This is a genomic window from Ruegeria sp. AF1 (genome assembly GCF_056542125.1).
In genome coordinates this window covers 1-22,230 of sequence record NZ_JBQFZG010000008.1, presented here as the reverse complement: position 1 = coordinate 22,230, position 22,230 = coordinate 1, and the positions used below count along the sequence as shown (strand labels likewise).

The window sequence follows — 22,230 nt, the reverse complement described above, 5'->3', positions numbered from 1 at the left end:
CAAAGGTTGGCGTGGTAGTCAGCCCAAAATGCCCGGCAATCGCAGCCCATGTTCACGCGCGCAGGCTTTCGCGTCCTCGTACCCTGCGTCCGCGTGACGCCAGACACCTGACGCGGGATCATTCCAGAGCACCCGTTCCAATCGCTTTGCCGCGGCATCTGTTCCGTCTGCACAGATGACGACGCCCGCATGCTGGCTGAAGCCCATACCAACCCCGCCACCATGATGCAGCGAAACCCAGGTCGCACCCGACGCCGTATTGACAAGCGCGTTCAGCAGCGGCCAGTCCGAAACAGCATCCGAACCGTCCTTCATCGCCTCGGTCTCGCGGTTGGGTGAGGCAACAGAGCCACTGTCGAGATGGTCTCGGCCGATGACGACCGGAGCTTTCAATTCGCCGTTTCTAACCATCTCGTTGAACGCCAGCCCAGCCTTGTGGCGATCTCCCAGCCCGATCCAGCAGATCCGCGCTGGCAAGCCCTGAAACGCAATACGCTCCTGCGCCATGTCCAACCAGTTGTGCAGATGGGTATTGTCGGGGAACAGTTCCTTCATCTTGGCGTCGGTCTTGTAGATATCTTCAGGGGCACCGGACAACGCACACCAGCGGAAGGGTCCGATACCCCGACAAAACAGCGGGCGAATATAGGCGGGCACGAAGCCGGGGAAGGCAAAGGCGTTCTCCAACCCTTCATCCTGCGCAACCTGTCGGATGTTGTTACCGTAATCCAACGTCGGCACGCCCGCGTTCCAGAAGTCCACCATTGCAGCGACGTGCTGCTTCATCGAAGCACGTGCAGCCTTTTCGACCGCCTTCGGGTCACTTTCGCGCTTGTCTTTCCATTGCGCCATGGTCCAACCAAGCGGCAGGTAGCCATTTACCGGATCGTGGGCACTGGTCTGATCCGTGACAATATCGGGGCGCATCCCGCCAGCTTGCATCCGAGCGTAAATTTCCGGGAAGATTTCAGCGGCATTTCCCAACAGACCAACAGATTTCGCTTCGCCCGCCTTAGTCCAGCGATCAATCAATGCCAGCGCTTCATCCAGCGTCTCGGCTTTCTCGTCCAGATATTTAGTGCGCAAGCGAAAGTCGATGCTGTCCGGGTTGCATTCCACGGCCAGACAACAAGCCCCTGCAAAGACAGCGGCCAGAGGCTGCGCGCCGCCCATTCCACCCAGCCCCCCGGTCAGGATCCACTTACCTGTCAGGTCACCGCCATAATGCTGACGCCCGGCCTCGGCAAAGGTTTCATAAGTGCCCTGCACGATGCCCTGTGTACCAATATAGATCCACGAGCCAGCGGTCATCTGGCCGTACATCATCAGACCTTTCTTATCGAGCTCGTTGAAGTGGTCCCAATTGGCCCAGTGCGGCACAAGGTTCGAGTTTGCAATCAATACGCGGGGTGCATCGCTATGGGTGCGAACAATGGCAACCGGCTTGCCGGACTGGACGACCAGAGTTTCATCCTCTTCCAGATCTTTCAGGCTGGCAACGATGGTGTCAAAATCCTTCCACGTCCGTGCCGCGCGGCCAATCCCGCCATAGACCACCAGCTCATGCGGGTTTTCGGCCACGTCAGGATGCAGGTTATTCATCATCATCCGCAACGGCGCTTCGGTCATCCAGCTTTTGGCGTTCAGTTCAGGTCCGGTGGGTGGAAAGATGTCACGGGTGTTTTTGCGAGGATCGGTCATCGGGCAAGCTCCAATGCTGTGTCATTGAGGACGTCTAGAATGTCTTTCAACCAACGCCGGAGACGGGTGGCTTTGGCGGTGTCAAAAGTCCAGGGTGGCGTTTCTGATGTCAGGTAGGTCGACTGCGCCAACTCCATCTGGATCGCGTGAATACCGTTATCCGGGCGTCCGTAGTGCCGTGTCGTCCACCCGCCTTTGAAGCGCCCGTTCAAAACGGTGCTGAAAGGGGATGAAGAGGCGAATTCATGTGCAATTGTTTCGATTTCCGGTGCACAGGTCATCCCGTTATTTGTTCCAATGTTCATGTCGGGCAAAACGCCGTCGAACAGAAAAGGAATGTGACTGCGGATTGAGTGGCAATCATACAGCACAGCGATTCCGTGGATCGCCTTCACCCTCTCCAGTTCGGCCAGCAAAGCGGCATGATATGGCGCATGAAATGCGTCACGTCGTTCAATGGTATCTTTTTCAGTTGGAAGGATGTCCCAGATATCCTGCCCGTCGAAATCCGTAAGCGGCACCAAGGTCGTCGTGTTTTGGCCAGGGTAAAGAGAAGTACCGCCTGGGTCACGATTGGCATCGATCACATAGCGATGAAAGGTGGCCCGCACCGTGGTAGCACCGGGCAAAAGCCCGTCGTAGAGCATGTGGATGTGCCAATCCGTATCTGTCAGCGCCCGACCCCGAGCATTCAGTTTGGCATCAATCGCCGCAGGCACATAAGTGCCCGTGTGAGGCAGGCCCAAAACAATTGGACTACCACCCCGAACTACCTCGACCGGATCAGTCATGCGCCAAGCTCCGGCATGGCGACACCGGTGCTTTCGGCAATCTCACCGCTTGCAATAAGGGCCGAGGCTGCTTCTATGTCATTTGCCATGTATCTGTCATCTTCTAACGCCGGTACAACCGAACGCAGGCGCGCCATGACACCTTGAAGGCTTTCACTGGTTGGCAGCGGCGCGCGATATTCAACCCCTTGCGTTGCACACAGCAACTCGACCCCAAGGATACGCTCCAGATTGGTCACCATTTGCCCCAGCCGCCGCGCACCATGGGCGGCCATTGACACGTGATCCTCCTGATTGGCCGAAGTTGGTGTTGAATCTGTGACGCAAGGATTGGCCAGATGCTTGTTTTCGCTCATCAGCGCGGCTGTCGTGACTTCGGCAATCATCAGGCCAGAATTCAATCCGGGGTTGGGTGTCAAAAAGGGAGGCAAATCAAAGCTGAGTACCGGATCGACGATCAGCGCGATACGCCGCTGCGCAATCGCCCCGATCTCGGCCACTGCCAGAGCAATCATGTCGGCGGCAAATCCGACCGGTTCTGCATGAAAGTTTCCGCCTGATACGATCAACCCGGCCTCGGCCAGAACCAGAGGGTTATCGGTGGCGGCGTTGGCCTCGGTTTCCAGGGTTACTGAAGCCTGACGCAGCACATCCATCGCGGCGCCAACAACCTGCGGTTGGCAGCGGATGCAGTACGGGTCCTGAACCCGCGTATCACCGTCCCGGTGGCTCTCGCGAATGACCGACCCAGCCAGTAGCGCGCGCATGGTTGCGCCCGCTTCGATCTGGCCTCGGTGACCACGCAAGGCGTGAATTTCGGGTTGCAAAGGCGCGGTAGACCCCATGATCGCATCCGTTGTCAGGGCTGAAGTGACCAAAGCGCTTTGCGCCGCCCGCCACGCGCCGAAAAGCCCCGCCAGCGCAAACGCCGTGGAAAACTGAGTGCCGTTGATCAGTGCCAACCCTTCCTTGGGGCCAAGTTCGACCGGGGTCAAACCTGCCGCTGCCAGTGCGTCGCCGCCAGGCATGGCTGTACCGCCAAACTCAGCTTCACCCTCGCCCATCATGACGGCTGCCATGTGCGACAGTGGTGCCAGATCGCCCGAAGCACCAACAGACCCCTGTGCCGGGATCACCGGTGTCACGCCTGCGACAAGCATCGCTTCCAGCAGGTCAATCAGCTCCAACCGCACACCCGACGCGCCACGTCCGAGGCTGAGCAGTTTGAGCGCCATCATGAGCCGCGCAACAGCACGCGGGATCGCTGGTCCAACGCCACAGCAATGGGACAAGATCAGGTTGCGTTGCAGCGTCGCGGTATCCTCGGCCGCGATCTTGACGCTTGCCAGTTTTCCAAAACCCGTATTAACCCCGTAAACGGCGGCTTGGCCAGTCGCCGCCTCAATAATGCGAGCGTGCGCCGAGGCTATGGCAGGCCTGCAAACCGGGTCCAGCCGAACGGCGCATTCCTGGCGGAATACCTGTTCCAGCTGCGCCAGAGATACAGCACCGGGAGTTAACGTCAGAGTGGTCAAAATGCGCCTCCGAATATGCGGGCGTGAAGGGGATTAAAACCGATGCGGTAGGCTAGCTCGGCCGGGTGGGTGACATTCCAGACGGCCAGATCCGCCCGCAGGCCCTGAAAGATCCTGCCGCAGTCTCTCAGGCCCAGTGCACGCGCGGCATTCACAGTGACACCTTTCAAAGCTTCCTCAGGTGTCATTCGAAACAAGGTGCACCCCATGTTCATTGCAAGCAAAAGCGATGTCATCGGAGCCGAACCCGGGTTGCAGTCGGTCGCAAGGGCCATTGGCACTTCGTACATGCGCAACAGGTCAACAGGCGGTTGTTGCGTCTCGCGCAGGGTGTAGAAAGCCCCAGGCAGGATCACGGCCACCGTTCCTGCCGCTTCTATGGCTTTAACACCGCTTTCGTCCAAATACTCGATATGGTCGGCAGAAAGCGCGCCATAGCTTGCAGCAAGTTTCGCGCCACCCAGGTTGGACAGTTGTTCGGCATGCAACTTGACCGGCAGTCCTAGTTCCTTGGCAACGTCAAACAGTGGCACCAGTTGGTCGGGCAGGAAGGCAATCCCTTCGCAAAATGCGTCAACTGCGTCTACCAAACCCTCGGCATGAGCCGCGCGAAGCGTCGGAATGCAAATCTCAGCAATGTACGCCTCGGGCCGGTCTTTATACTCGGCGGGTACAGCATGAGCGCCCAGAAAGCTGGTCGCTATGCGCACCGGGCGGCTTTCCTGCAGGGCCCGCGCGGCGCGCAGCATGGTCAACTCAGTTTCTTGATCCAGCCCATAGCCCGATTTGACTTCGATCACCGAGACCCCTTCGGCGATCATCGCGTCCACGCGCGGCAGAGCCTGCGCGATCAAATCCTCTTTACTGGCCGCACGTGTGGCTTTCACGGTCGAAATGATCCCTCCGCCTGCGCGGGCCACCTCTTCATAGCTGGCACCGTTAAGGCGCATCTCGAACTCAGCCGCGCGGTCGCCGCCATGCACCACATGGGTATGGCAATCGATCAGAGCCGGCGTCACCAGCCGCCCGTCCAGCGAGGTTTGAGAGAACGTCGCGTATTCTTCCGGTAACTGCGTCTTCGGACCTACCCATGAAATCCGGTCGCCACGCACGACAATCGCCGCGTCTTCGATCAATCCGTATGCATCCGCACCAACCATTGTAGCGGCGTGCAGATCTGTGAACAGATGATCGTGGGTTTGCATTCGAATCCCTCTTCGGTGCAATTCTCTCTTTTCTGGTACAGGTCTTTATGGCATATGTCTATTCATAAAACCGGAGGTAGGAATGACGGTCATATTCGCAAAACGGGCCTTTCTGGCAGCCGGCTGGGCAGAAAACCTGCGAGTCGAGATCAAGAATGGTCGTATCGCGCATCTGACAACCGACGCGGTCGCGCAAAACGGCGACACCTGCGTTGACACTCTCCTGCCCGCTTTGGGCAACCTTCACAGCCATGCCTTTCAGCGCGCCATGGCGGGAATGACCGAATATCGGTTGGCTGGCCGTGACAGTTTCTGGACTTGGCGCGATCTGATGTATCGTTTCACAGCCCACCTGAGCCCTGACCAAATTCAGGCCATCGCCGCGCAAGTCTATGTTGAGATGCAGGAGGCCGGGTACGCGTCGGTCGGGGAATTCCATTATCTGCACCACCAACCGGACGGGCAGCCCTATGACAGGCTTTGCGAACTCAGCGACCGGATCATGGCCGCCGCCGCCGAGACCGGAATTGGCCTGACCCATCTGCCCGTTCTGTACAGCTATGCAGGAGTTGGAGAAAAACCGCTGGAGGCCGGGCAGCGACGCTTTGGCAATGATGTGGGCCGTTTTTGCGAACTTGTCGCTCAGGCGCGGGAAGCGCTCGGCAATCTTCCCGACGACTGTCGCGTCGGCATCGCGCCACATTCCCTGCGCGCCACGTGTCCGCGCGATATAGCGCAGGTGGTGGCATCACAAAATTCCGGTCCGATCCATATCCACATTGCTGAACAACCCAGAGAGGTTGAGGAAGTGCAGGCTGGCCTTGGCGCGCGTCCGGTCGAATGGCTGCTGGATAATGCCCCGGTTGATTCCAACTGGTGCCTGATCCACGCAACCCATATGACCGACGAAGAGACTCGCGCCATGGCCCACAGCAATGCCGTTGCCGGTCTGTGCCCGGTGACAGAAGCCAACCTGGGCGATGGGCCTTTCAATGGCCCTGTCTATTTGAATGCAGGCGGCGCTTTTGGCGTGGGATCAGACTCCAACGTGTTGATTTCCATGACCGAAGAGCTCCGCACACTCGAATATTCGCAACGACTGCGCGACCTGTCACGTAACGTGCTGGTGGTTGGTGAAGGTTCTGTCGGACAAACCCTTTACCGCGGCGCAGCTATTGGCGGCGCGCAGGCGCTAGGCCGCAATGCGGGGCAAATTGCCGAAGGAATGCTGGCTGATCTTGTCGCCATTGACAGCCAAGCCCCTGCCCTTTGCGCATTACAGCCCCACCAACTGCTGGATGGTCTAGTCTTTGCCGCCAAAGATAGTGTCGTAACTGATCTTTGGTCCGCAGGCCGACACCAGGTTCAAAACGGGCGTCACTTCCTGCGGGACAAGGTCGCGCGTAACTACAAACGGGCAACAGGTGAACTTCTGGCTGCGCTTTAGCTGGGGGTCTTATTGAAACTCACGCGAAGGATCTTAGAGCCCACAGCCGGACTGACCGTAACGGCGGCGTTCAGCGTCATTGCGTCTCCGGCCACCAGAGGCGTTTTGTCTGACATATGGGCCATTCCCGAGGCGACAAAGATAAACTCGCCCGCCGCCCCCTCGAATTCCTGATCATTTGCAAAAACGTTCACTACCACAACGACGTCCTTTGGATCGTAGATCACATTGAACGCACGACACGGCCCGTCCAACAGCCGCGCATTCAGCGCGAGCGCCCCGTCGAACGAAAGCGGCAGCAAAGGGCGTGCCGTTAAAACGCCGCTATCGCCGAGCAAATCAAGCCCTGCCCCTTCGATGATCGTGTGTACGCGCGACATCCCTGGAAATCGGGAAAATGGCCCATCCCGATCGATCCGGGCCACACTAATACGCCAGGCGACGTGCTCGCCGACCCGCTTCGCGGCAAGTTCGGTAGTTACACCGCCACCATTGGCCCATGGCGTAACCGCGCAATCCTGCAATCTGATAAGGTTCTGGGTCAAATTCTTTGCATCTCACCGTTAACCTAGACATAATACTAATAAGTTCAAAAAATATAGTGAGCACAATGTGAACGAGCAGAAAAACGTCGGCTTCCAGGATGTCCGCGATGAAGTTTTGAATCGCATCCAGACCAGAATCTGGCCGCAAGGCAGCTTGCTGCCTACCGAACTGGAGCTTGCCGCCGAGTTCGGTTGTGCTCGTGCAACTGTCAATCGCGCTCTGCGTGAACTTGCTGATCAGGGTATTGTCACACGGAAACGCAAAGGCGGCACGCGTGTGGTCACAACACCGGTCAAACAAGCCCGACTGCCTATTGCGGTAGTCCGGCAAACCATTGAAGATATGAATGCCGAATACCGATATGCGTTGGTCAACCGTACGCTGATAGATTGTCCGGCATGGCTGCAAGCCAAACTCGGACTGCCCGAGGGTACGCAAATTCTGCATTTGCGCTGTATGCACCATGCCGACAACCGCCCCTTCCAGTACGAGGAACGATGGATCAATACCGCCGCAGTACCGCACGTCATGGATGAAGACTTTCTGACCACCGGTCCTAACGAATGGTTGCTGGCCGAGGTTCCTTTTTCGAACGCGGAAATTGCATTCTCAGCTGTTCCGGCAACCGGTCCGCTTCAGGATTTTCTTTCCGTTCCGCCCGGCACCCCTTTGTTCCAGTTGGAGCGGACAACGTGGTTTCGAAAAACCCCGGTCACCTTTGTGCGCATGACCTTTCATCAGGGTTATCAAATGCGGACTACGTACTGAGGCCGTATTCGTTATTGGTGATCCCGCCGAATGCCAAAATCTCGATCCGCTACCCCCGCTTGTTTCAAGTACGCACTACATCAAGTGCATGTGCATTCGGGTGGCCAGACTGCCCAGAACCCAGATGGTGCCAAGGATCATGATCATCAGAACCAATGTCGAAAACAGCACCAGGTGCAGATCTTCGCGGCTGCTGCGCCGACGGTCGATATGTAGGAAGTAGACAAGCTGCAACACAAGCTGTGCCAATCCAAGCAACCCGATGGTCAGGTAAACACCAACCGTTTCAATCCCATAAACCTGCGCCACGCCAAACATCGCCAAGGTCAGCAACAGCGAGCCACCATACCCGATCACATAGCGCCGACGCTCGCGACGATGCATTTCAGAGCGCTTATCCATAGGTCAGACCTCCGAAATACACGATGGTAATGATCCCAATCCAGATCAGATCGAGAAAATGCCAGAACAACGCCAGTCGCACCACGCGCGAGATAACCACATCCGTCATACCCTTGACGCGCAGCTGGATACCCAAAACGATCAACCAAAGGCATCCAGTCGCAACGTGCAGACCATGCAGTGGGACCAACCCGAAAAAAGCCGACAGAAAACCGCTGCGCTGCGGAATGCCGCCTTTATCCGCCATAGCCATGAAGTCACGCACTTCAAGCACCAGAAAACCAAGCCCAAGCGCAAGAGTGACGCCAAACCATAAGACAATGCGACCGCGCGGCAGATTGTACTTCAACGCCAGCATGGCAAGACCCACTGTCAGGCTGCTGGTCAGCAGTATCATGGTCTGCGCAAAGACACTTTTCAGATCAAACAACTCGTGCGGGCCGGGGCCACCTGCCTGCGCATCGATCATCGTTATGTAAATCGCAAACATCAGGCCAAAATAGACCAGATCGCTCATCAAGAAGACCCAGAACCCAAAGGTGACAACCTCGGTTGCCTTGTGGGCACTGGCGTGATGTTCCCCTAGATTGATACCGGGATAGCTGTGAGTGGGCGCGCGCTTCATGTCGCCACCTCCAGATCCGGGCGGGCAAGGCCGCGGTTTTCCGGAGAAGTTTCATAATCGCGATCAACCGCCGCTTCGCTGTGGACCAATGCCAGCCAGGCTTCGTGGTCCCTTCGCATCTCTTCCGCTGGGATGGTGAGTTCTGTACTGTCATCGAATGTCCAGATGATCACCACAAGGATCATCAAAACCGTCATTAACGCCGCAAGCCACCAGATCCACCAGACCAGCGCAAACATCCATATGCCACTGAGAACGCACAGAACAAAGCCAATTCCCGTGTTTCGGGGCAGTTCGATATCTTCATAAGCGTCTGGTGTTGGATAGGCCGTTCCTTTTGCCTTCTGTGCCGTGAACTCATCCCGATCCGAAACCTTGGGGATGATCGCAAAGTTATAAGCGGGAGGCGGTGAAGGGATAGACCATTCCAATGTGCGACCATCCCAGGGATCCCCAACCGGAACACGGGTTTGGTCGCGGTCACGAATGCTGACCCATAGCTGGATCAGGATCGAGAACAATCCACAAGTAATAACAATCGCTCCGATGATGGCCACGATCATGAAAGGGTGGAAAGACGGATCGCTATAGCTGAAAGATCGGCGCGGCATGCCCAACAGCCCGACGAAGTAGAGAGGCATGAATGTCAGCAAAAACCCCCCGGTCCAGCAATAAACAGAAACCCGGCCCCAGAATTCGTTCAGTCGGAATCCAAAGGCCTTGGGGAACCAGTAATTGTATGCCGCCAACAATCCGAACAACACGCCAGGCAATAACGCGTTGTGGAAATGAGCTACCAAAAACAGCGTATTGTGAACCTGGTAGTCTACGGTTGGATTTGCCAGGATCACGCCGCTCAGCCCGCCGATGGCAAACAGCATCAAAAATGACGACCCATAAAGCATCGGCACCGAGAACCGAATGCGTCCCCGCCACAACGTCGCCATCCAGTCATAGACTTTCACGCCGGTTGGGATGGCAATCAGCATGGTCGCGATACCAAACACCGCGTTGATCAGCGCGCTTTGACCCATGGTGAAAAAGTGGTGCAGCCAGACTGTGAACGACAACACGGCGATCGACATGGTCGCGATGACAAGCGAGTTGTAGCCATAAAGCCGTTTGGCCGAGAAGGTCGCAAACACCTCGGAATAGATGCCATAAGCAGGCAAAACCAGCAGGTAAACCTCGGGGTGGCCGAACAGCCAAAACAGATTGGCATAGTTCATCATGTTGCCACCGAGGTCGTTTGTGAAAAAGTGGAAATCAAGATAGCGATCAGCGGCAAGCATCAGCGCGGCGACACTCAAAGGCGGCATAGCAAAGACGATCAAGATCGAACTGCAAATGATTGTCCAGCAATACATCGGCAGCCGCATGAACGTCATGCCCGGCGCGCGCAACTTGTAGATCGTTACAGCAAAATTGATACCGGTCAGTGAGGTGCCAATGCCCGAAACAACGATTGCCCAGATCCAGTAATCCGGTCCAACACCGGGATTGAACGCCGCGCCGGTATACGGTGGATAGGCTGTCCAGCCGCCGGTCGAAAACTCTCCAATCACCAGCGACACCATCAGCATCATGCCTGACGAAACCGTAAGGCCCAGACTAATCTGGTTTAGTCGCGGGAATGCCACATCGCGCGCGCCGATCATCAGCGGGACAATGTAATTCGCAACACCAAAGACAAAGGGAACGGCAACAAAGAAGACCATGATTGTGCCGTGAGTGCTGAAAAGCTCGGCAAAATGTTCGGCTTCGAGGAAACCGTCGCCGGGCCCGGAAGCCTGCTGCGCGCGCATGACAACGCCTTCAAGCACACCGCGTGCCAGCATCACGATGGCAAAGACGATATACATGACACCGATCTTCTTGTGATCGACGCTGGTCAGCCAATCGCGCCACAGGGGTGTCCACAGACGAAACCAGCTCAGCAATCCTACGACAACAACAACGCCAATAATCACAACAGCTGCGGCTGTATTGGCCACGATCTCATTAGTATTTGGGTTCTGGATCAACCCGGCAATCGGAAAAGCGTCCCAACTCAGACGCCCGAAGAAACCTGTCTCGGTCGGCGTCATTTTTGCGCCTCCTGCCCAAATGATGCAGTTCCAGGCTGTAGCTCGATCGGTAAAGGCTGACCGCTGTGGTAGCGGCTCAGGATACTCCGGAACAGGTCGTCTTCTATTGAGAAGTAGAGCGCATCATCCGGCATCCGAGATGTTCCCAAAGCGGCCTGTACTTCATCCCTGTCAGTCCGCATGGCCAGTTTCCGATACGTTTCCTTGTCTAGTTGAATGCTGTTGTTACGCACTTCTTCGACCCAAGTGGCGAAATCCTCACCACTCATTGCGATGGTGCGGAACTTCTGCTTGGTAAAGCCCCGTCCGTTGTACTGAGTGTTTTCACCTTGCATCACTTCCGGCGCATCCGCGACAAGATGTAACTGGGTGGTCATGCCCGGCATCGCATAAATTTGCCCAGCCAGCGCGGGTATCATAAAAGACTGCATTACGGTATCGGTCGTCAGCGTCAATGCAATTTGCCGCTTTGTCGGAATTCCAAACTCTCCCACTGTGGCGATCCCGAGATCTGGGTACAGAAACAGCCATTTCCAATCCAGACCGACAACCTGAACCCGCAGCGCCGGATCCTCACCAAACGGTGCCGAATACGGGTCAAGCCGATGCGTCGCCTTCCAAAGATAAAAGGACAGCAGGGCCACGATTATTACAGGTAAGCCCCACATGACAAATTCCAGCTTGGCCGAGAAATCCCAATCCGGTGCGTAAGGCGCAATGCGGTTGCTTCGGCGGCGATACCGAAACGCTATTATCGGGACCAGCACCAATACCGGGATAACGGCCAGCAGGATCAATACGGTCGCGCGAAGCAAATGCGTCTTCTGAACTGCCGCTATTGGGCCTTGCGGGTCCATAAAGCTGTCGCTGGCCAAAGCTGGTTGCGCCGAAGCGATCAACAGGAACACAGCGGCAAGTCTGAGCAAGGATGGATTGGACGAAACGACTTGTGCCACAGCTGACTGTCCTCTCCTCATCTCGATCCCATCCAACTATCGGCAAGTGGGTGAAATTTCTCAAGAGTTTTCCGAACCACAAATTGCCATCCTCAGCTTTCTTTCAACTTTGGGTATAAACAGCGACGGGTCGCGCGGCATCTTCCCGTTGACTTGCAAGGCCAGTCGGGACAGAAAAATCGTCAATGCGTACTTTGCTTGTCACTCTAGGATTGATCCTTCTGTCCCAGACCGCACTGGCACAGGATCGTGCAGCAATTGAACGCCAGTTTCAGTCGTGGCTGTTGGAGACGATCTGGCCCAAGGCGCAGGCCAAAGGTGTTTCACGCAACACACTGCAACAGGCGTTTTCCGGTGTTACTCTGAACTGGGACCTGCCGGATCTGGTTCCGCCCGGACATAAACGCAAAACGCCCAAGGCGCAAAAACAAGCCGAATTTGGCTCGCCCAGCCGGTATTTCAATACGGGGTCAATTCAGGGTGCAACGTCTGTCGGGCGCAGGATGGCAAAGCAACACTCTGCGATTCTTGCCAAAGTCGAAAGCAATACTGGCGTTCCTGCTCGTATCATTCTGGCAATCTGGGGCAGAGAAAGCGGCTATGGACAGGTGCCAATCCGCCATGATGCGTTCAGGGTTCTGTCGACCAAGGCATTCATGAGCACACGCGCGGAATACTTCACGGCCGAGCTTATCGCAGCTCTGCAAATCGCAGAAGCGGGGCCCCTGCCAGCCCGGCAAATGAAAAGCAGTTGGGCAGGCGCGTTAGGGCAACCCCAGTTCATGCCATCAAGCTATTTGGATTACGCCGCAGATGGCAACGGCGATGGACAGGTCGATATCTGGGGGTCATCCGATGATACAATCACTTCGATTGGCAACTACCTGAAAAAGCACGGCTGGATCGCCGGGCGTGACTGGGGTTTCGAAGTGTCTGTGCCGGCAACCGTTTCATGTACATTGGAAGGACCCGACCAGGGGCAGTCAATTCAGCAGTGGGAAGCGATGGGCATAAACCGGGTCTCTGGCAAACCTTTTCCAGCCCACGAGATGAAGGGGGTAGGTTACCTGATGATGCCAGCAGGACGATTTGGTCCTGCTTTTCTTGTCACTCCGAATTTTTACGTTCTGAAGGAATACAACAAAAGTGATCTGTATGCTTTGTTCGTCGGCCATGTCGGTGACAGAATCCAATTTGGAAGCGACGATTTTGCAGGGCGGTGGGGCAAGGTCGGCGGTTTGTACCGTTCTGACATCGCAAAGATGCAGGGCGCGCTGGAAAGCTTGGGGTACGATGTCGGAGGCGTTGACGGCTTGCCAGGTTTCAAAACCCGCCGATCAATAGGCAGATGGCAGGAAACGATGGGTGTTGCACCTACCTGCTTTCCTGAAGCCTCGATGACAACGAAACTGGCCCGATAAGGCACCAAGCATGCGTTGAACGGTCGCTCTCGACTTGCTTAAGCATCTTATCGCCGGTCGCAACAGACCGCATTTATCATCAATCTTAATGATTTCGACCATATTGTTGCTCTTTCAAAAACGGACTTGATGCGTCAGATCATGTATTTCCAAGAAGCTCGGATGTTTGCCGACGGGTTACTTGTGCCCTTAAGACACGTTACTTGACGCAACTTGCGACTAAGTGAGCCGTGTTAATTCCAGTTAAGCAATCCCTTCCATCTGAGTTCTTTTTGACCGCGCAGTCCAAAACTACTTGTCATAACAAGGCGATATGCCCATCCAAAGAAAGGCACGCGGAACTCCGTTCGGGGGCTTTTCAAGGCAAGTGATGCTGCTCCAAAATATCAACTTTCCGTGATCGACAAATCGTCGCCAGATTTTTGGCACAGAGTTGTAAGGGAAGGGTCGCTGGGAACTGTCGTTCGGGCCTTGTATACAGGAAACAACGGAGTCGGCTTTTGACTCGTCTGGACCAAGGTGGCACGATTTGGTCAATAACAGCCGGCACACTGGGCATGATTGATTGACACGGTTTTGAAGACTAAGAGGACATTCCGGATGTTTTCTGTTTTACCGGCCAAGTTTTGATTTGAGAGGCACCATGACACGCAAAGTCACCAAAGCAGTTTTTCCAGTGGCGGGAATGGGAACCCGGTTTTTGCCGGCAACCAAGTCCGTTCCGAAAGAGATAATGACGTTGGTGGACCGCCCCCTGGTGCAATATGCAATCGATGAAGCCCGCGCCGCTGGGATCAAAGAGTTCATCTTTGTGACGTCTCGCGGGAAATCCGCGCTTGAAGATTACTTTGACCATAACCTCGTCCTCGAACAGGAACTAATGGCCAAAGGGAAAAACAAGCTTCTCGATATCCTGAACAAGACCAATATGGAAAGCGGCGCGATCGCCTATATCCGCCAACACAAAGCCTTGGGTCTGGGCCACGCCGTTTGGTGCGCGCGCCGCTTGATAGGCGATGAACCTTTTGCCGTTATGTTGCCTGACGATGTGATTGCTGCAGACAAACCATGTCTGCAACAAATGGTCGAAGCCTATGAGGAAACGGGCGGCAACATGGTGGCAACGATGGAGGTTCCGCCAGAAAAGACAAGTTCGTATGGCGTGCTGGATGTTGTCGACAGTATCGGCCCGATCATTCCGGCCAAGAGCATGGTTGAAAAGCCTGAACCATCGAAAGCGCCATCCAATTTGGCCGTTATCGGGCGCTATATTCTTCGACCTTCCGTGTTGAACAACCTGAACGCAATGAAAACCGGAAGCGGCGGTGAAATCCAACTGACTGATGCAATCGCCGAAGATATCGCATCCGGCGTGCCCGTTTTTGGCTACAAGTTCGACGGGCAGCGTTTCGACTGCGGCTCAAAATCCGGTTTTCTGCAAGCAACCGTTTCCTTTGCCCTTGCCCGTGACGACCTGCGTGATGACCTGAGCCAGTATCTGAATGACATCGTTGCAACTGGAAAAGCGGCCCAGTAGCCAAGGGATCACTCATTCCACAAAAAGAACTGAAAAATATCGTTGGTCATCAGCAATTCAGGGGCACGCGTATGAACAGAACGGTCTATCCAGTCATCCTGTGTGGTGGTTCAGGAACGCGTTTGTGGCCCCTGTCGCGCAAAAGCTATCCCAAGCAATTCGTCCCACTTGTCGGCAAAACCAGTCTTTTACAAGATTGTGCCGACCGGATGCTTGGGCCCTCGCATGCGCCCTATGCCAAACCACTGGTTCTAACCAACGATGCCTTTCGGTTTATTGTCCCTGAACAGTTGACAGCTGTGGGGATCGCCCCCGGCCCGATCCTGATTGAGCCTGAAGGGCGCAACACGGCCCCTGCCGTACTGGCGGCTGCGTTGTACCTTGCCTTACGTGATCCGGATGCCATCATGCTGGTTGCACCTTCAGATCATGTGCTTCCAAACAAGGCGGCTTTTCATCAGGCAGTCGACATAGGCGTGCGCGCAATTGCCGAACGAGGCGATCTGGTGACATTTGGCATCACGCCCACTCGGCCCGAAACCGGGTATGGCTACTTAAAGCTGAACGACGCCCCAGACGCGTCCGAGGGTGCAGTTCGCCTGGATCGGTTCGTGGAGAAACCGGATCTGGAAGCGGCGCAGGCGATGGTGAAAGATGGCAGTTACCTGTGGAACTCCGGCATCTTCCTGTTTGCGGCACGTGACATCGTTGCCGCATATGAAAAGTACGCTAGCACCCTTATTGCACCTGTCCAAAAGGCCGTCGACAGCGCAAAGACAGATTTGGGGTTCCTGAGATTGGATCCTTCAGCTTGGGCTGACGTCGATGACATATCGATCGACTATGCGGTCATGGAAAAAGCTCCCAACCTCAGCGTGGTTCCCTATTCCGCAGGTTGGTCTGATGTTGGCAGTTGGACGGCTGTTCAAGAATTGTCAGATCCTGATGAAAATGACATAGCGACACATGGGGAAGTAACCACAATCGACTGCCGCAACGTTCTGATACGATCAGAATCGCCAGCGCAGGAAGTGGTGGCAATGGGGCTTGAGAACGTTATCGCAGTTGCGATGCCAGATGCTGTGCTGGTTGCCAGCATGGATAAAGCCCAGGACGTCAAGCAGGCTGTTGCTGCCTTAAAGGCAAAAGGGGCCAAACAGGCAGATACGCTTCCGGTCGATCACCGCCCCTGGGGCTGGTTTGAGAGCCTCGTGATCGGTGACAGATTTCAGGTCAAGCGAATCCATGTGCATCCGGGCGCAGCGCTCAGCCTGCAGTCCCATCACCACCGGTCCGAGCATTGGATTGTGGTAGAGGGCACCGCCAAGGTCACAATCGATGATCAGGAACGGTTGGTCAGTGAAAACCAGTCAGTCTATATCCCGCTGGGTGCTGTGCACCGGATGGAGAACCCTGGCAAGGTGCCCATGGTATTGATCGAAGTGCAGACCGGCACCTATTTAGGCGAAGATGACATCATTCGATATGAAGACATTTATGCCCGGGATTAAGCGGCGACATAGTTCTCCACAGGCCATACTCGGGTCGGCTTATCCCCGGAGATACTCAGGTTAACAGATCATTTCCTGTGCGGTCGGCCAGGTCAGACGAGATTGACGCGCCTTACGGCAGGGTGGCGCGCAACCGATTTTCGGACCGACAGCCACAGGAGGCCCCCCCGTGTCACAGATCTCACCCAGACTGCACCTGCCTTTTCTGCAACCTTCGCAGGCCCAAAAACACGTCATCCACAATGAAGCACTGCGACAGCTTGATCTGGTCGTTCAACTTTCAGTACAGACGACCAATGCCAGCACCCCGCCCGTAGTCCCCGAGCAGGGCGATATCTATGCTCTGGGCGCCACCCCCACCGGGGACTGGGCCGGACATGCAAGAGAGCTTGCCGCATGGCTGGACAACGCCTGGCATTTCTTGACCCCGTATGCGGGCTGGCGTGCCTGGGACGAAGCCACTGGTGAACTGAAGTTCTGGAATGGGTCTGACTGGCTGCCCTTGCCCGTCAATACTCAGAACCTGGATGGTATCGGGGTGGCGACAAGTTCGGACGTTACGAATCGCTTGTCTGTCCGAAGCCCGGCCACGCTTCTGAGCCACGAGGGCGGCGGGCATCAGCTGAAGATCAACAAGGCGGGTGCCAGCGATACGGCATCGCTGGTGTTTCAGTCGAACTGGACCGGCCACGCTGAAATGGGGTTATCCGGAAGTACGGGGTTCTCAATTAAAGTGTCCCCTGACGGAGGTACCTGGACGGAAGCTCTGACTTTTGACCCTACGACCGGAACAGCGGCTGGTGCAGCTATTCAGGGTAATATGACGGATACCACTCCGGGTCGCCTGATGCGTGCCGACTACGGCTATGGGCCGGGCAACCTTCTGGGGGCGGTATCAGAAGTTGGCGGCACACCAACCGGTGCTGTCATAGAGCGCGGAAGTAATGCCAGTGGCGATTTCACGCGTTTTGCTGATGGAACCATGATTTGCACCGCCGTGTTGCTTCCTGTCGCATGTACGACCGCTGAAGGCGCATTATTCGCAAGCGCTGCAATGACGTGGGACTACCCAGCGCCATTTTCCTCTGCGCCAAGCGTTAGTGGCAGCGCTGGAGCTAATAATCGCTTCATCGGGTTTGATGTGCCCGGAAACACTCAAGTTACCTGCAAAGCCCTCTCCTCAACTTCGGATGCAGTCGCTTTTTCACCAAGTGTCATCGCCATAGGGCGCTGGTTCTGAGTACAGCTGCTGCCTGAACTGTGGTTCAGGCGGTTTTTTTGTGTAGTCGACCCATTTCTTTAGCAATCACCGATTTCATTGGACCCGCCACAGACGCCTTGCTCCGGGCGAAAAGCGAGCGACGCAACACCACACGCCTGGTGGCTGTTTATTACTGATCCATGCCCAGAATTGTATCTTCTCAGCTGACAATGGCCGTGATTCAACAGTTTCTGCGCTGCACGACGGACTTTAGAAACTCCTTTCCAGCACATATTGCCTCAAAAACAACAAGAAAACGTGGGAACTCAACAGCCATACCTGTAAATCATTGAAACCGGCCCTGGATTCTTCGATTGTGCCCGCGCCGTTGATAGTAATTGGTAAAAAAGGATTTGGCAGATGCGCATTGCAATGATCGGCACAGGTTATGTGGGCCTTGTGTCCGGTGTGTGTTTCTCGGACTTCGGACATGATGTGATTTGCGTTGATAAGGCTGAGCAGAAGATCGATATGCTCAAAGCCGGACAGGTGCCTATTTATGAACCGGGTCTGGACGTGCTGATGGCACGAAACGTCGTGGCTGGCCGTCTGAGCTTTACAACCGATCTTGCAGCCGCAGTGGACGGCGCGGATGCTATCTTTATTGCAGTTGGAACGCCGACCCGGCGTGGAGACGGCCATGCGGATCTGACCTATGTGATGGCAGCGGCGGAAGAAATCGCTCAGGCTGTCACCGGGTATACCGTTATCGTCACAAAATCGACTGTGCCCGTCGGAACAAACAGAAAAGTGCAGGAAACAGTCAAGGCCGCCAACCCCCAGGCCGAATTTGACGTGGCTTCGAACCCTGAATTTCTTCGCGAAGGCGCGGCAATCGACGATTTCATGCGCCCGGACCGCGTCGTGGTCGGCGTGGAAAACGACCGCGCTGCCGAAGTGATGGCAGAAATATATCGCCCTCTGTATCTGCGCGACTTCCCGATCCTGACCACCGATCTGGAAAGTGCCGAGATGATTAAATACGCCGCCAACGCGTTTTTGGCGACCAAGATCACCTTCATCAATGAAATCGCAGGACTGTGCGAAAAAGTTGGCGCGGATGTTAAAGAAGTTGCGCGCGGCATCGGCCTTGACGGGCGGATCGGCAACAAATTTCTGCATGCAGGACCCGGCTACGGTGGTTCATGTTTTCCAAAAGACACGGCCGCATTGGCGCGGATCGGGCAGGACCACGCGCATCCAATGCAGATCACCGAGACCGTCATCCGCGTTAATGACGAAATCAAGAAGCGGATGATCGAGAAAATTCGTGACGCATGTGACGATCATTTCAACGGCAAGACCGTGGCAGTTCTGGGTGTTACGTTCAAACCCAACACAGACGATATGCGCGACGCACCATCACTGTCCATCGTCCCCGCCCTAATAGGCGGAGGCGCAAAGGTGCGTGTTGTTGACCCACAGGGAAAATCTGAAGGGGAGGCGCTCTTGCCGGGCGTCGAATGGTGCGACGATCCGTATATCGCCGCGCGGGGCGCGGATGTTGTTGTGCTGCTGACAGAATGGAATGAATTCCGCGCGCTGAACCTTTCCGAAATTGCGGCGTCAATGAAATCAGCCAGGATGGTTGACCTGCGCAACATCTACTCGAAAACTACGGCGCTGAAGTCAGGATTTGACACCTATGTCGGCGTTGGGCGCTGAAAGCGTGCTTCCCGCCGCACGCATCTTCAAGTGGTTGACGGATCATAGTGCGGCAGTCCAGACCCGGTAACGGCCTTGGCCGGTGACTTCACGCACCAGACCTCTCCGGGTGAACAGGTCAAAATTCCGCTGAACCGCCGCGCGCGAAGAAATGGTAAGTTCTTCCGCAAGCGGGGCCGAGACCATGGGCCACGCCGCCAGAGCATCAATCAGACGCGGGGGGGTGCGACCGCTCAAATCATGCGTTGCGTCGCGCGCCTTGCCCTCCCAGGCACTGATCCGGTCGAGGTGCAGCAAGGCCGCAAGAACGGCTTGCCCGGCGCCCTGTATCCAAGACCCTAACTTTTCCGTCGGCCCACCCGTTCCGCGCAACGCACCCGGACCAGACAGCGCCAGTGGCATGAACGTTGCGCCGCCGCGCCCCATCGAAGCCGCGTGCCGCGCTGCGATGATTGCCGCCTCGGTGTCGTGTCCGACGCCCTGCGATATAGCTCGCCAAGCATGAAACGCGATCGCCGATTGTGTTACTGGGTGCAACCTTTCAGCATTCTGCATGACTTCGGCCAGATCAACGATCGCTTCGGGCGTCGCACCAGAGCCCTGAGCCAGACGGTCGAGAAACGCTGTCAACCCGCTTTCCCACCCGCCTGTAGCCGGGCCTGCGCCTGAGCTCAGACGGCGCACGGCCCAACCTGCCCGAAACAGCGCCTGCACGTCATCGTGGGTCGCGCCGATCCTCAGACCCGTCCACAAAGCCAGGCGGTCTACGCTGACCCGATCCCCTGTCCACCACCCCAGATCGGACGTTTCCATAAGTGCCAAACGGTGCGTCCACCCCTCAGGCCCCGAACGCAGCCGCTCATCCAGAGCGCCAAAGGTCAGGGCAAGATCAGCAAGCTCTGCCGACAATTCTGATTGTGCCGAATGCCAATCGCGCGGATCGAACAACGGGCGCTGATCTGATCGGGGACTAGGCAGAAAGAAATCTTCCTCCACGTCCTGGTCCGGGGGCAAAAACCAAGGGTCGTCCTCTTCTGCCGGATCGCCGTCATAGATACTGGCTGGGCCAAGATCATCGACCTCGTCTTCTGGAAGGAGCATGGTTTTCTTCGACGTCATACCCGGCATTCTTCGGGCATTTGCAACTGTTCACAAGGGTTTTCCATCAGCCCGAGAATGTACGGGTCAACACTTCCAGTTCAGCGCTTAAATCCGTATGCGGGGAACTGCCCAACAGCATATATCCATAACCGCCTTGCTCCCACTTTGCAGTTGCCAAACCGCTCAAGACCGATAGTTGGACGTCGGTACTTGGGGCATTCGGTCCTTGGCGAATAACACAGAAGGCAAGTGGTCGACCCTGATCATCAGCAAAAACCACTTGGATCAAGGGCTTGCCTTTGAATGAAAGAACCTGCGCACGCTTCAGCTCCAACCCTGGCAGTGCTTCCAGTATGTCCTGATTCAGCGATCGTCCTAACTCAGCTTCGGCCATTGCAAATTGCTTGGCCAGCGACGCGTCCGAACTGTCCAGCGATGCAATCGTTTCCGGCACGTAAAGTGATTGATAGATCGCGGCCTGCTGGGCCCAGCTTAAACCTGCTGGCCGGGTGGCCCAGAATGTTACGGCGACGGCTGCAAACGCCGCGCTGGCAGCCACCGCAACAAGACGCAGAAACCCGTTAATGCCGGGCCGCGTCGTTTTTTCCGGCAGGGCCACCTTCGGCGCTTCAGCGGGCAGGTTCTCAAAAACGCCCCGAACAACTAGCGCAAACGGATCCAGCGCCATCAGACGATGTTCCAACGTAGCGTCATCTTCAACCGCAGCCTCAATAGCGCGGGTCTGAGCCTCGTCCAGGCTGCCTTCCAGATACGCTAGAAGCGTCTCGTCGGAAAACGTCATTTGCCACTCCGTCGCGCGGTGTCCGCTGCATCAATCTGCATCACGGTTTTAAGTTTCTGCCGGGCATTCGAAAGCCGGCTCATGATCGTGCCAATTGGAACCTCCAACAAGGCAGCTGCTTCGCGATAACTGTACCCCTCAACGAAGACGAGCATTACCGCTTCGCGCTGTGCCTCAGGCAACTGCATCACTTGATTAAACACTTCAGCCGCGAAAATATTCGTTTCTGTGTCTGGTCCCGTTGCAACCAGATCCGCTTCGGGGGTCACCGACAGCGCCTGCGCGTTCCGAACCGACCGCGAACGCAGCTCATTCAGCCAGATCGACCGGCAGATTGTCATCAACCAGCTGTCCAGACGGTTATGCGACGTCACCTGATGATGTCGTTCAAGCGCGCGCAAACATGTGGCCTGCAACAAATCGTCCGCTACATCCGAGGCACCCGATAATGCCAGCGCAAACCGCCAGACACGCTTCGAATGCGTCTGAACCGCATCGCGGACGGCTTGTTCAGAAGTCATCTCAGCTCTCATCGAATGATCGCGACCTGCTTGTGTTTCTCAATCGCGGATCGGACCCGCAAGGGCAGAATTGCCATATTTAGCAGTGAAATGAAACGAAACTCCTGCTCCAAGCAGTCACGTTTGCGTCTGTAATTGTTGCAGCGCCTGTTTCTGCAACCAACTGGGTGTTGGATACTGGCCATTTGCGGCAGTTGTATTGGTTTCGACCAAAGGCATGGTGTTCCAAAGCACATAAGCCGTTCGATTGCGGTTATGGATTGCTTGAGTATTTGGTATTGGTTGCGGGTTTGGTGGTTAGGTCTTATTTAGCGTGTTTGGATGTTGGGATGGGTTGGTCTGCCGCAG

At 55.9% G+C, this 22,230-nt stretch carries 19 protein-coding genes; 7 read left to right on the top strand and 12 right to left on the bottom strand.

Annotated elements, in window-relative coordinates:
* Window positions 1-18: 18 nt before the first annotated feature.
* Genes hutU through hutI form a run of 4 tightly spaced genes read right to left on the bottom strand, consistent with a single transcriptional unit; the run spans window position 19 to window position 5,232 of the window.
* On the bottom strand, window positions 19-1,701 hold the full coding sequence (hutU, locus tag ACR0BK_RS12470; RefSeq protein WP_480554870.1) for a urocanate hydratase: 1,683 nt from the start codon (window positions 1,699-1,701) through the stop codon (window positions 19-21).
* A complete protein-coding gene (gene hutG, locus ACR0BK_RS12465) occupies window positions 1,698-2,492 on the bottom strand; it encodes an N-formylglutamate deformylase (protein WP_480554869.1) in 795 nt (264 codons plus the stop codon). Before hutG ends, hutU begins: the two co-directional genes overlap by 4 nt.
* On the bottom strand, window positions 2,489-4,027 hold the full coding sequence (gene hutH / locus ACR0BK_RS12460) for a histidine ammonia-lyase (protein ID WP_480554868.1): 1,539 nt from the start codon (window positions 4,025-4,027) through the stop codon (window positions 2,489-2,491). The genes hutG and hutH overlap by 4 nt, the downstream gene beginning before the upstream one ends.
* The gene (gene hutI / locus ACR0BK_RS12455) at window positions 4,024-5,232 is read right to left on the bottom strand and encodes an imidazolonepropionase (protein WP_480554867.1); all 1,209 of its coding nucleotides are present in this window, start codon (window positions 5,230-5,232) and stop codon (window positions 4,024-4,026) included. The genes hutH and hutI overlap by 4 nt, the downstream gene beginning before the upstream one ends.
* Window positions 5,233-5,314: 82 nt before the next feature.
* On the opposite strand from hutI, the gene ACR0BK_RS12450 reads away from it, so the two are divergent.
* Complete coding sequence (locus tag ACR0BK_RS12450) at window positions 5,315-6,679, top strand: formimidoylglutamate deiminase (protein ID WP_480554866.1); 1,365 nt, start codon at window positions 5,315-5,317, stop codon at window positions 6,677-6,679.
* Here the strand turns inward: ACR0BK_RS12450 and ACR0BK_RS12445 are convergent.
* Window positions 6,676-7,224: a HutD/Ves family protein gene (locus ACR0BK_RS12445; protein WP_480554865.1), complete on the bottom strand. Its 549-nt coding sequence runs from the start codon at window positions 7,222-7,224 to the stop codon at window positions 6,676-6,678. The two genes, ACR0BK_RS12450 and ACR0BK_RS12445, sit on opposite strands and share 4 nt — an antisense overlap.
* A 67-nt stretch (window positions 7,225-7,291) precedes the next feature.
* On the opposite strand from ACR0BK_RS12445, the gene ACR0BK_RS12440 reads away from it, so the two are divergent.
* On the top strand, window positions 7,292-7,993 hold the full coding sequence (locus ACR0BK_RS12440) for a GntR family transcriptional regulator (RefSeq protein WP_480519774.1): 702 nt from the start codon (window positions 7,292-7,294) through the stop codon (window positions 7,991-7,993).
* A gap of 75 nt (window positions 7,994-8,068) precedes the next feature.
* Here ACR0BK_RS12440 and ACR0BK_RS12435 read toward each other — a convergent pair whose 3' ends face one another.
* Genes ACR0BK_RS12435 through ACR0BK_RS12420 form a run of 4 tightly spaced genes read right to left on the bottom strand, consistent with a single transcriptional unit; the run spans window position 8,069 to window position 12,063 of the window.
* Entirely contained in the window at window positions 8,069-8,395 is a 327-nt protein-coding gene (locus ACR0BK_RS12435; RefSeq protein WP_480554864.1) for a cytochrome o ubiquinol oxidase subunit IV, read from the bottom strand.
* Entirely contained in the window at window positions 8,388-9,020 is a 633-nt protein-coding gene (locus ACR0BK_RS12430; protein WP_480554863.1) for a cytochrome c oxidase subunit 3, read from the bottom strand. The genes ACR0BK_RS12435 and ACR0BK_RS12430 overlap by 8 nt, the downstream gene beginning before the upstream one ends.
* Complete coding sequence (locus ACR0BK_RS12425) at window positions 9,017-11,107, bottom strand: cbb3-type cytochrome c oxidase subunit I (protein ID WP_480554861.1); 2,091 nt, start codon at window positions 11,105-11,107, stop codon at window positions 9,017-9,019. Before ACR0BK_RS12425 ends, ACR0BK_RS12430 begins: the two co-directional genes overlap by 4 nt.
* Window positions 11,104-12,063 (bottom strand): cytochrome ubiquinol oxidase subunit II family protein, encoded by a 960-nt coding sequence (locus tag ACR0BK_RS12420; RefSeq protein WP_480554860.1) that lies wholly within the window; start codon window positions 12,061-12,063, stop codon window positions 11,104-11,106. Before ACR0BK_RS12420 ends, ACR0BK_RS12425 begins: the two co-directional genes overlap by 4 nt.
* A 185-nt stretch (window positions 12,064-12,248) precedes the next feature.
* On the opposite strand from ACR0BK_RS12420, the gene ACR0BK_RS12415 reads away from it, so the two are divergent.
* The 5 genes from ACR0BK_RS12415 to ACR0BK_RS12395 all read left to right on the top strand — a co-directional run bounded on the left by ACR0BK_RS12415 (window position 12,249) and on the right by ACR0BK_RS12395 (window position 19,458).
* Complete coding sequence (locus ACR0BK_RS12415; protein ID WP_480477029.1) at window positions 12,249-13,484, top strand: lytic murein transglycosylase; 1,236 nt, start codon at window positions 12,249-12,251, stop codon at window positions 13,482-13,484.
* Window positions 13,485-14,127: 643 nt separating this feature from the next.
* On the top strand, window positions 14,128-15,021 hold the full coding sequence (gene galU / locus ACR0BK_RS12410) for a UTP--glucose-1-phosphate uridylyltransferase GalU (RefSeq protein WP_480554858.1): 894 nt from the start codon (window positions 14,128-14,130) through the stop codon (window positions 15,019-15,021).
* A 71-nt stretch (window positions 15,022-15,092) separates the two neighbouring features.
* Window positions 15,093-16,532: a mannose-1-phosphate guanylyltransferase/mannose-6-phosphate isomerase gene (locus tag ACR0BK_RS12405; protein WP_480554857.1), complete on the top strand. Its 1,440-nt coding sequence runs from the start codon at window positions 15,093-15,095 to the stop codon at window positions 16,530-16,532.
* A gap of 169 nt (window positions 16,533-16,701) precedes the next feature.
* Window positions 16,702-17,772 (top strand): DUF2793 domain-containing protein, encoded by a 1,071-nt coding sequence (locus ACR0BK_RS12400; RefSeq protein ID WP_480554856.1) that lies wholly within the window; start codon window positions 16,702-16,704, stop codon window positions 17,770-17,772.
* A gap of 381 nt (window positions 17,773-18,153) precedes the next feature.
* Window positions 18,154-19,458, top strand: a complete 1,305-nt coding sequence (locus tag ACR0BK_RS12395) for a UDP-glucose dehydrogenase family protein (RefSeq protein WP_480554855.1) — start codon at window positions 18,154-18,156, stop codon at window positions 19,456-19,458.
* Between the two features lie 42 nt (window positions 19,459-19,500).
* On the opposite strand, the gene ACR0BK_RS12390 is transcribed toward ACR0BK_RS12395, so the two are convergent.
* From ACR0BK_RS12390 to ACR0BK_RS12380, 3 genes are all read right to left on the bottom strand, one after another.
* The gene (locus ACR0BK_RS12390) at window positions 19,501-20,559 is read right to left on the bottom strand and encodes a helix-turn-helix domain-containing protein (RefSeq protein ID WP_480554853.1); all 1,059 of its coding nucleotides are present in this window, start codon (window positions 20,557-20,559) and stop codon (window positions 19,501-19,503) included.
* Window positions 20,560-20,623: 64 nt separating this feature from the next.
* Window positions 20,624-21,361 carry an anti-sigma factor gene (locus ACR0BK_RS12385; RefSeq protein ID WP_480554852.1) on the bottom strand — a complete coding sequence of 246 codons (738 nt, stop codon included), beginning with the start codon at window positions 21,359-21,361 and terminating at the stop codon, window positions 20,624-20,626.
* Complete coding sequence (locus ACR0BK_RS12380; protein WP_480554851.1) at window positions 21,358-21,882, bottom strand: RNA polymerase sigma factor; 525 nt, start codon at window positions 21,880-21,882, stop codon at window positions 21,358-21,360. Before ACR0BK_RS12380 ends, ACR0BK_RS12385 begins: the two co-directional genes overlap by 4 nt.
* Between the last annotated feature and the right edge of the window lie 348 nt (window positions 21,883-22,230).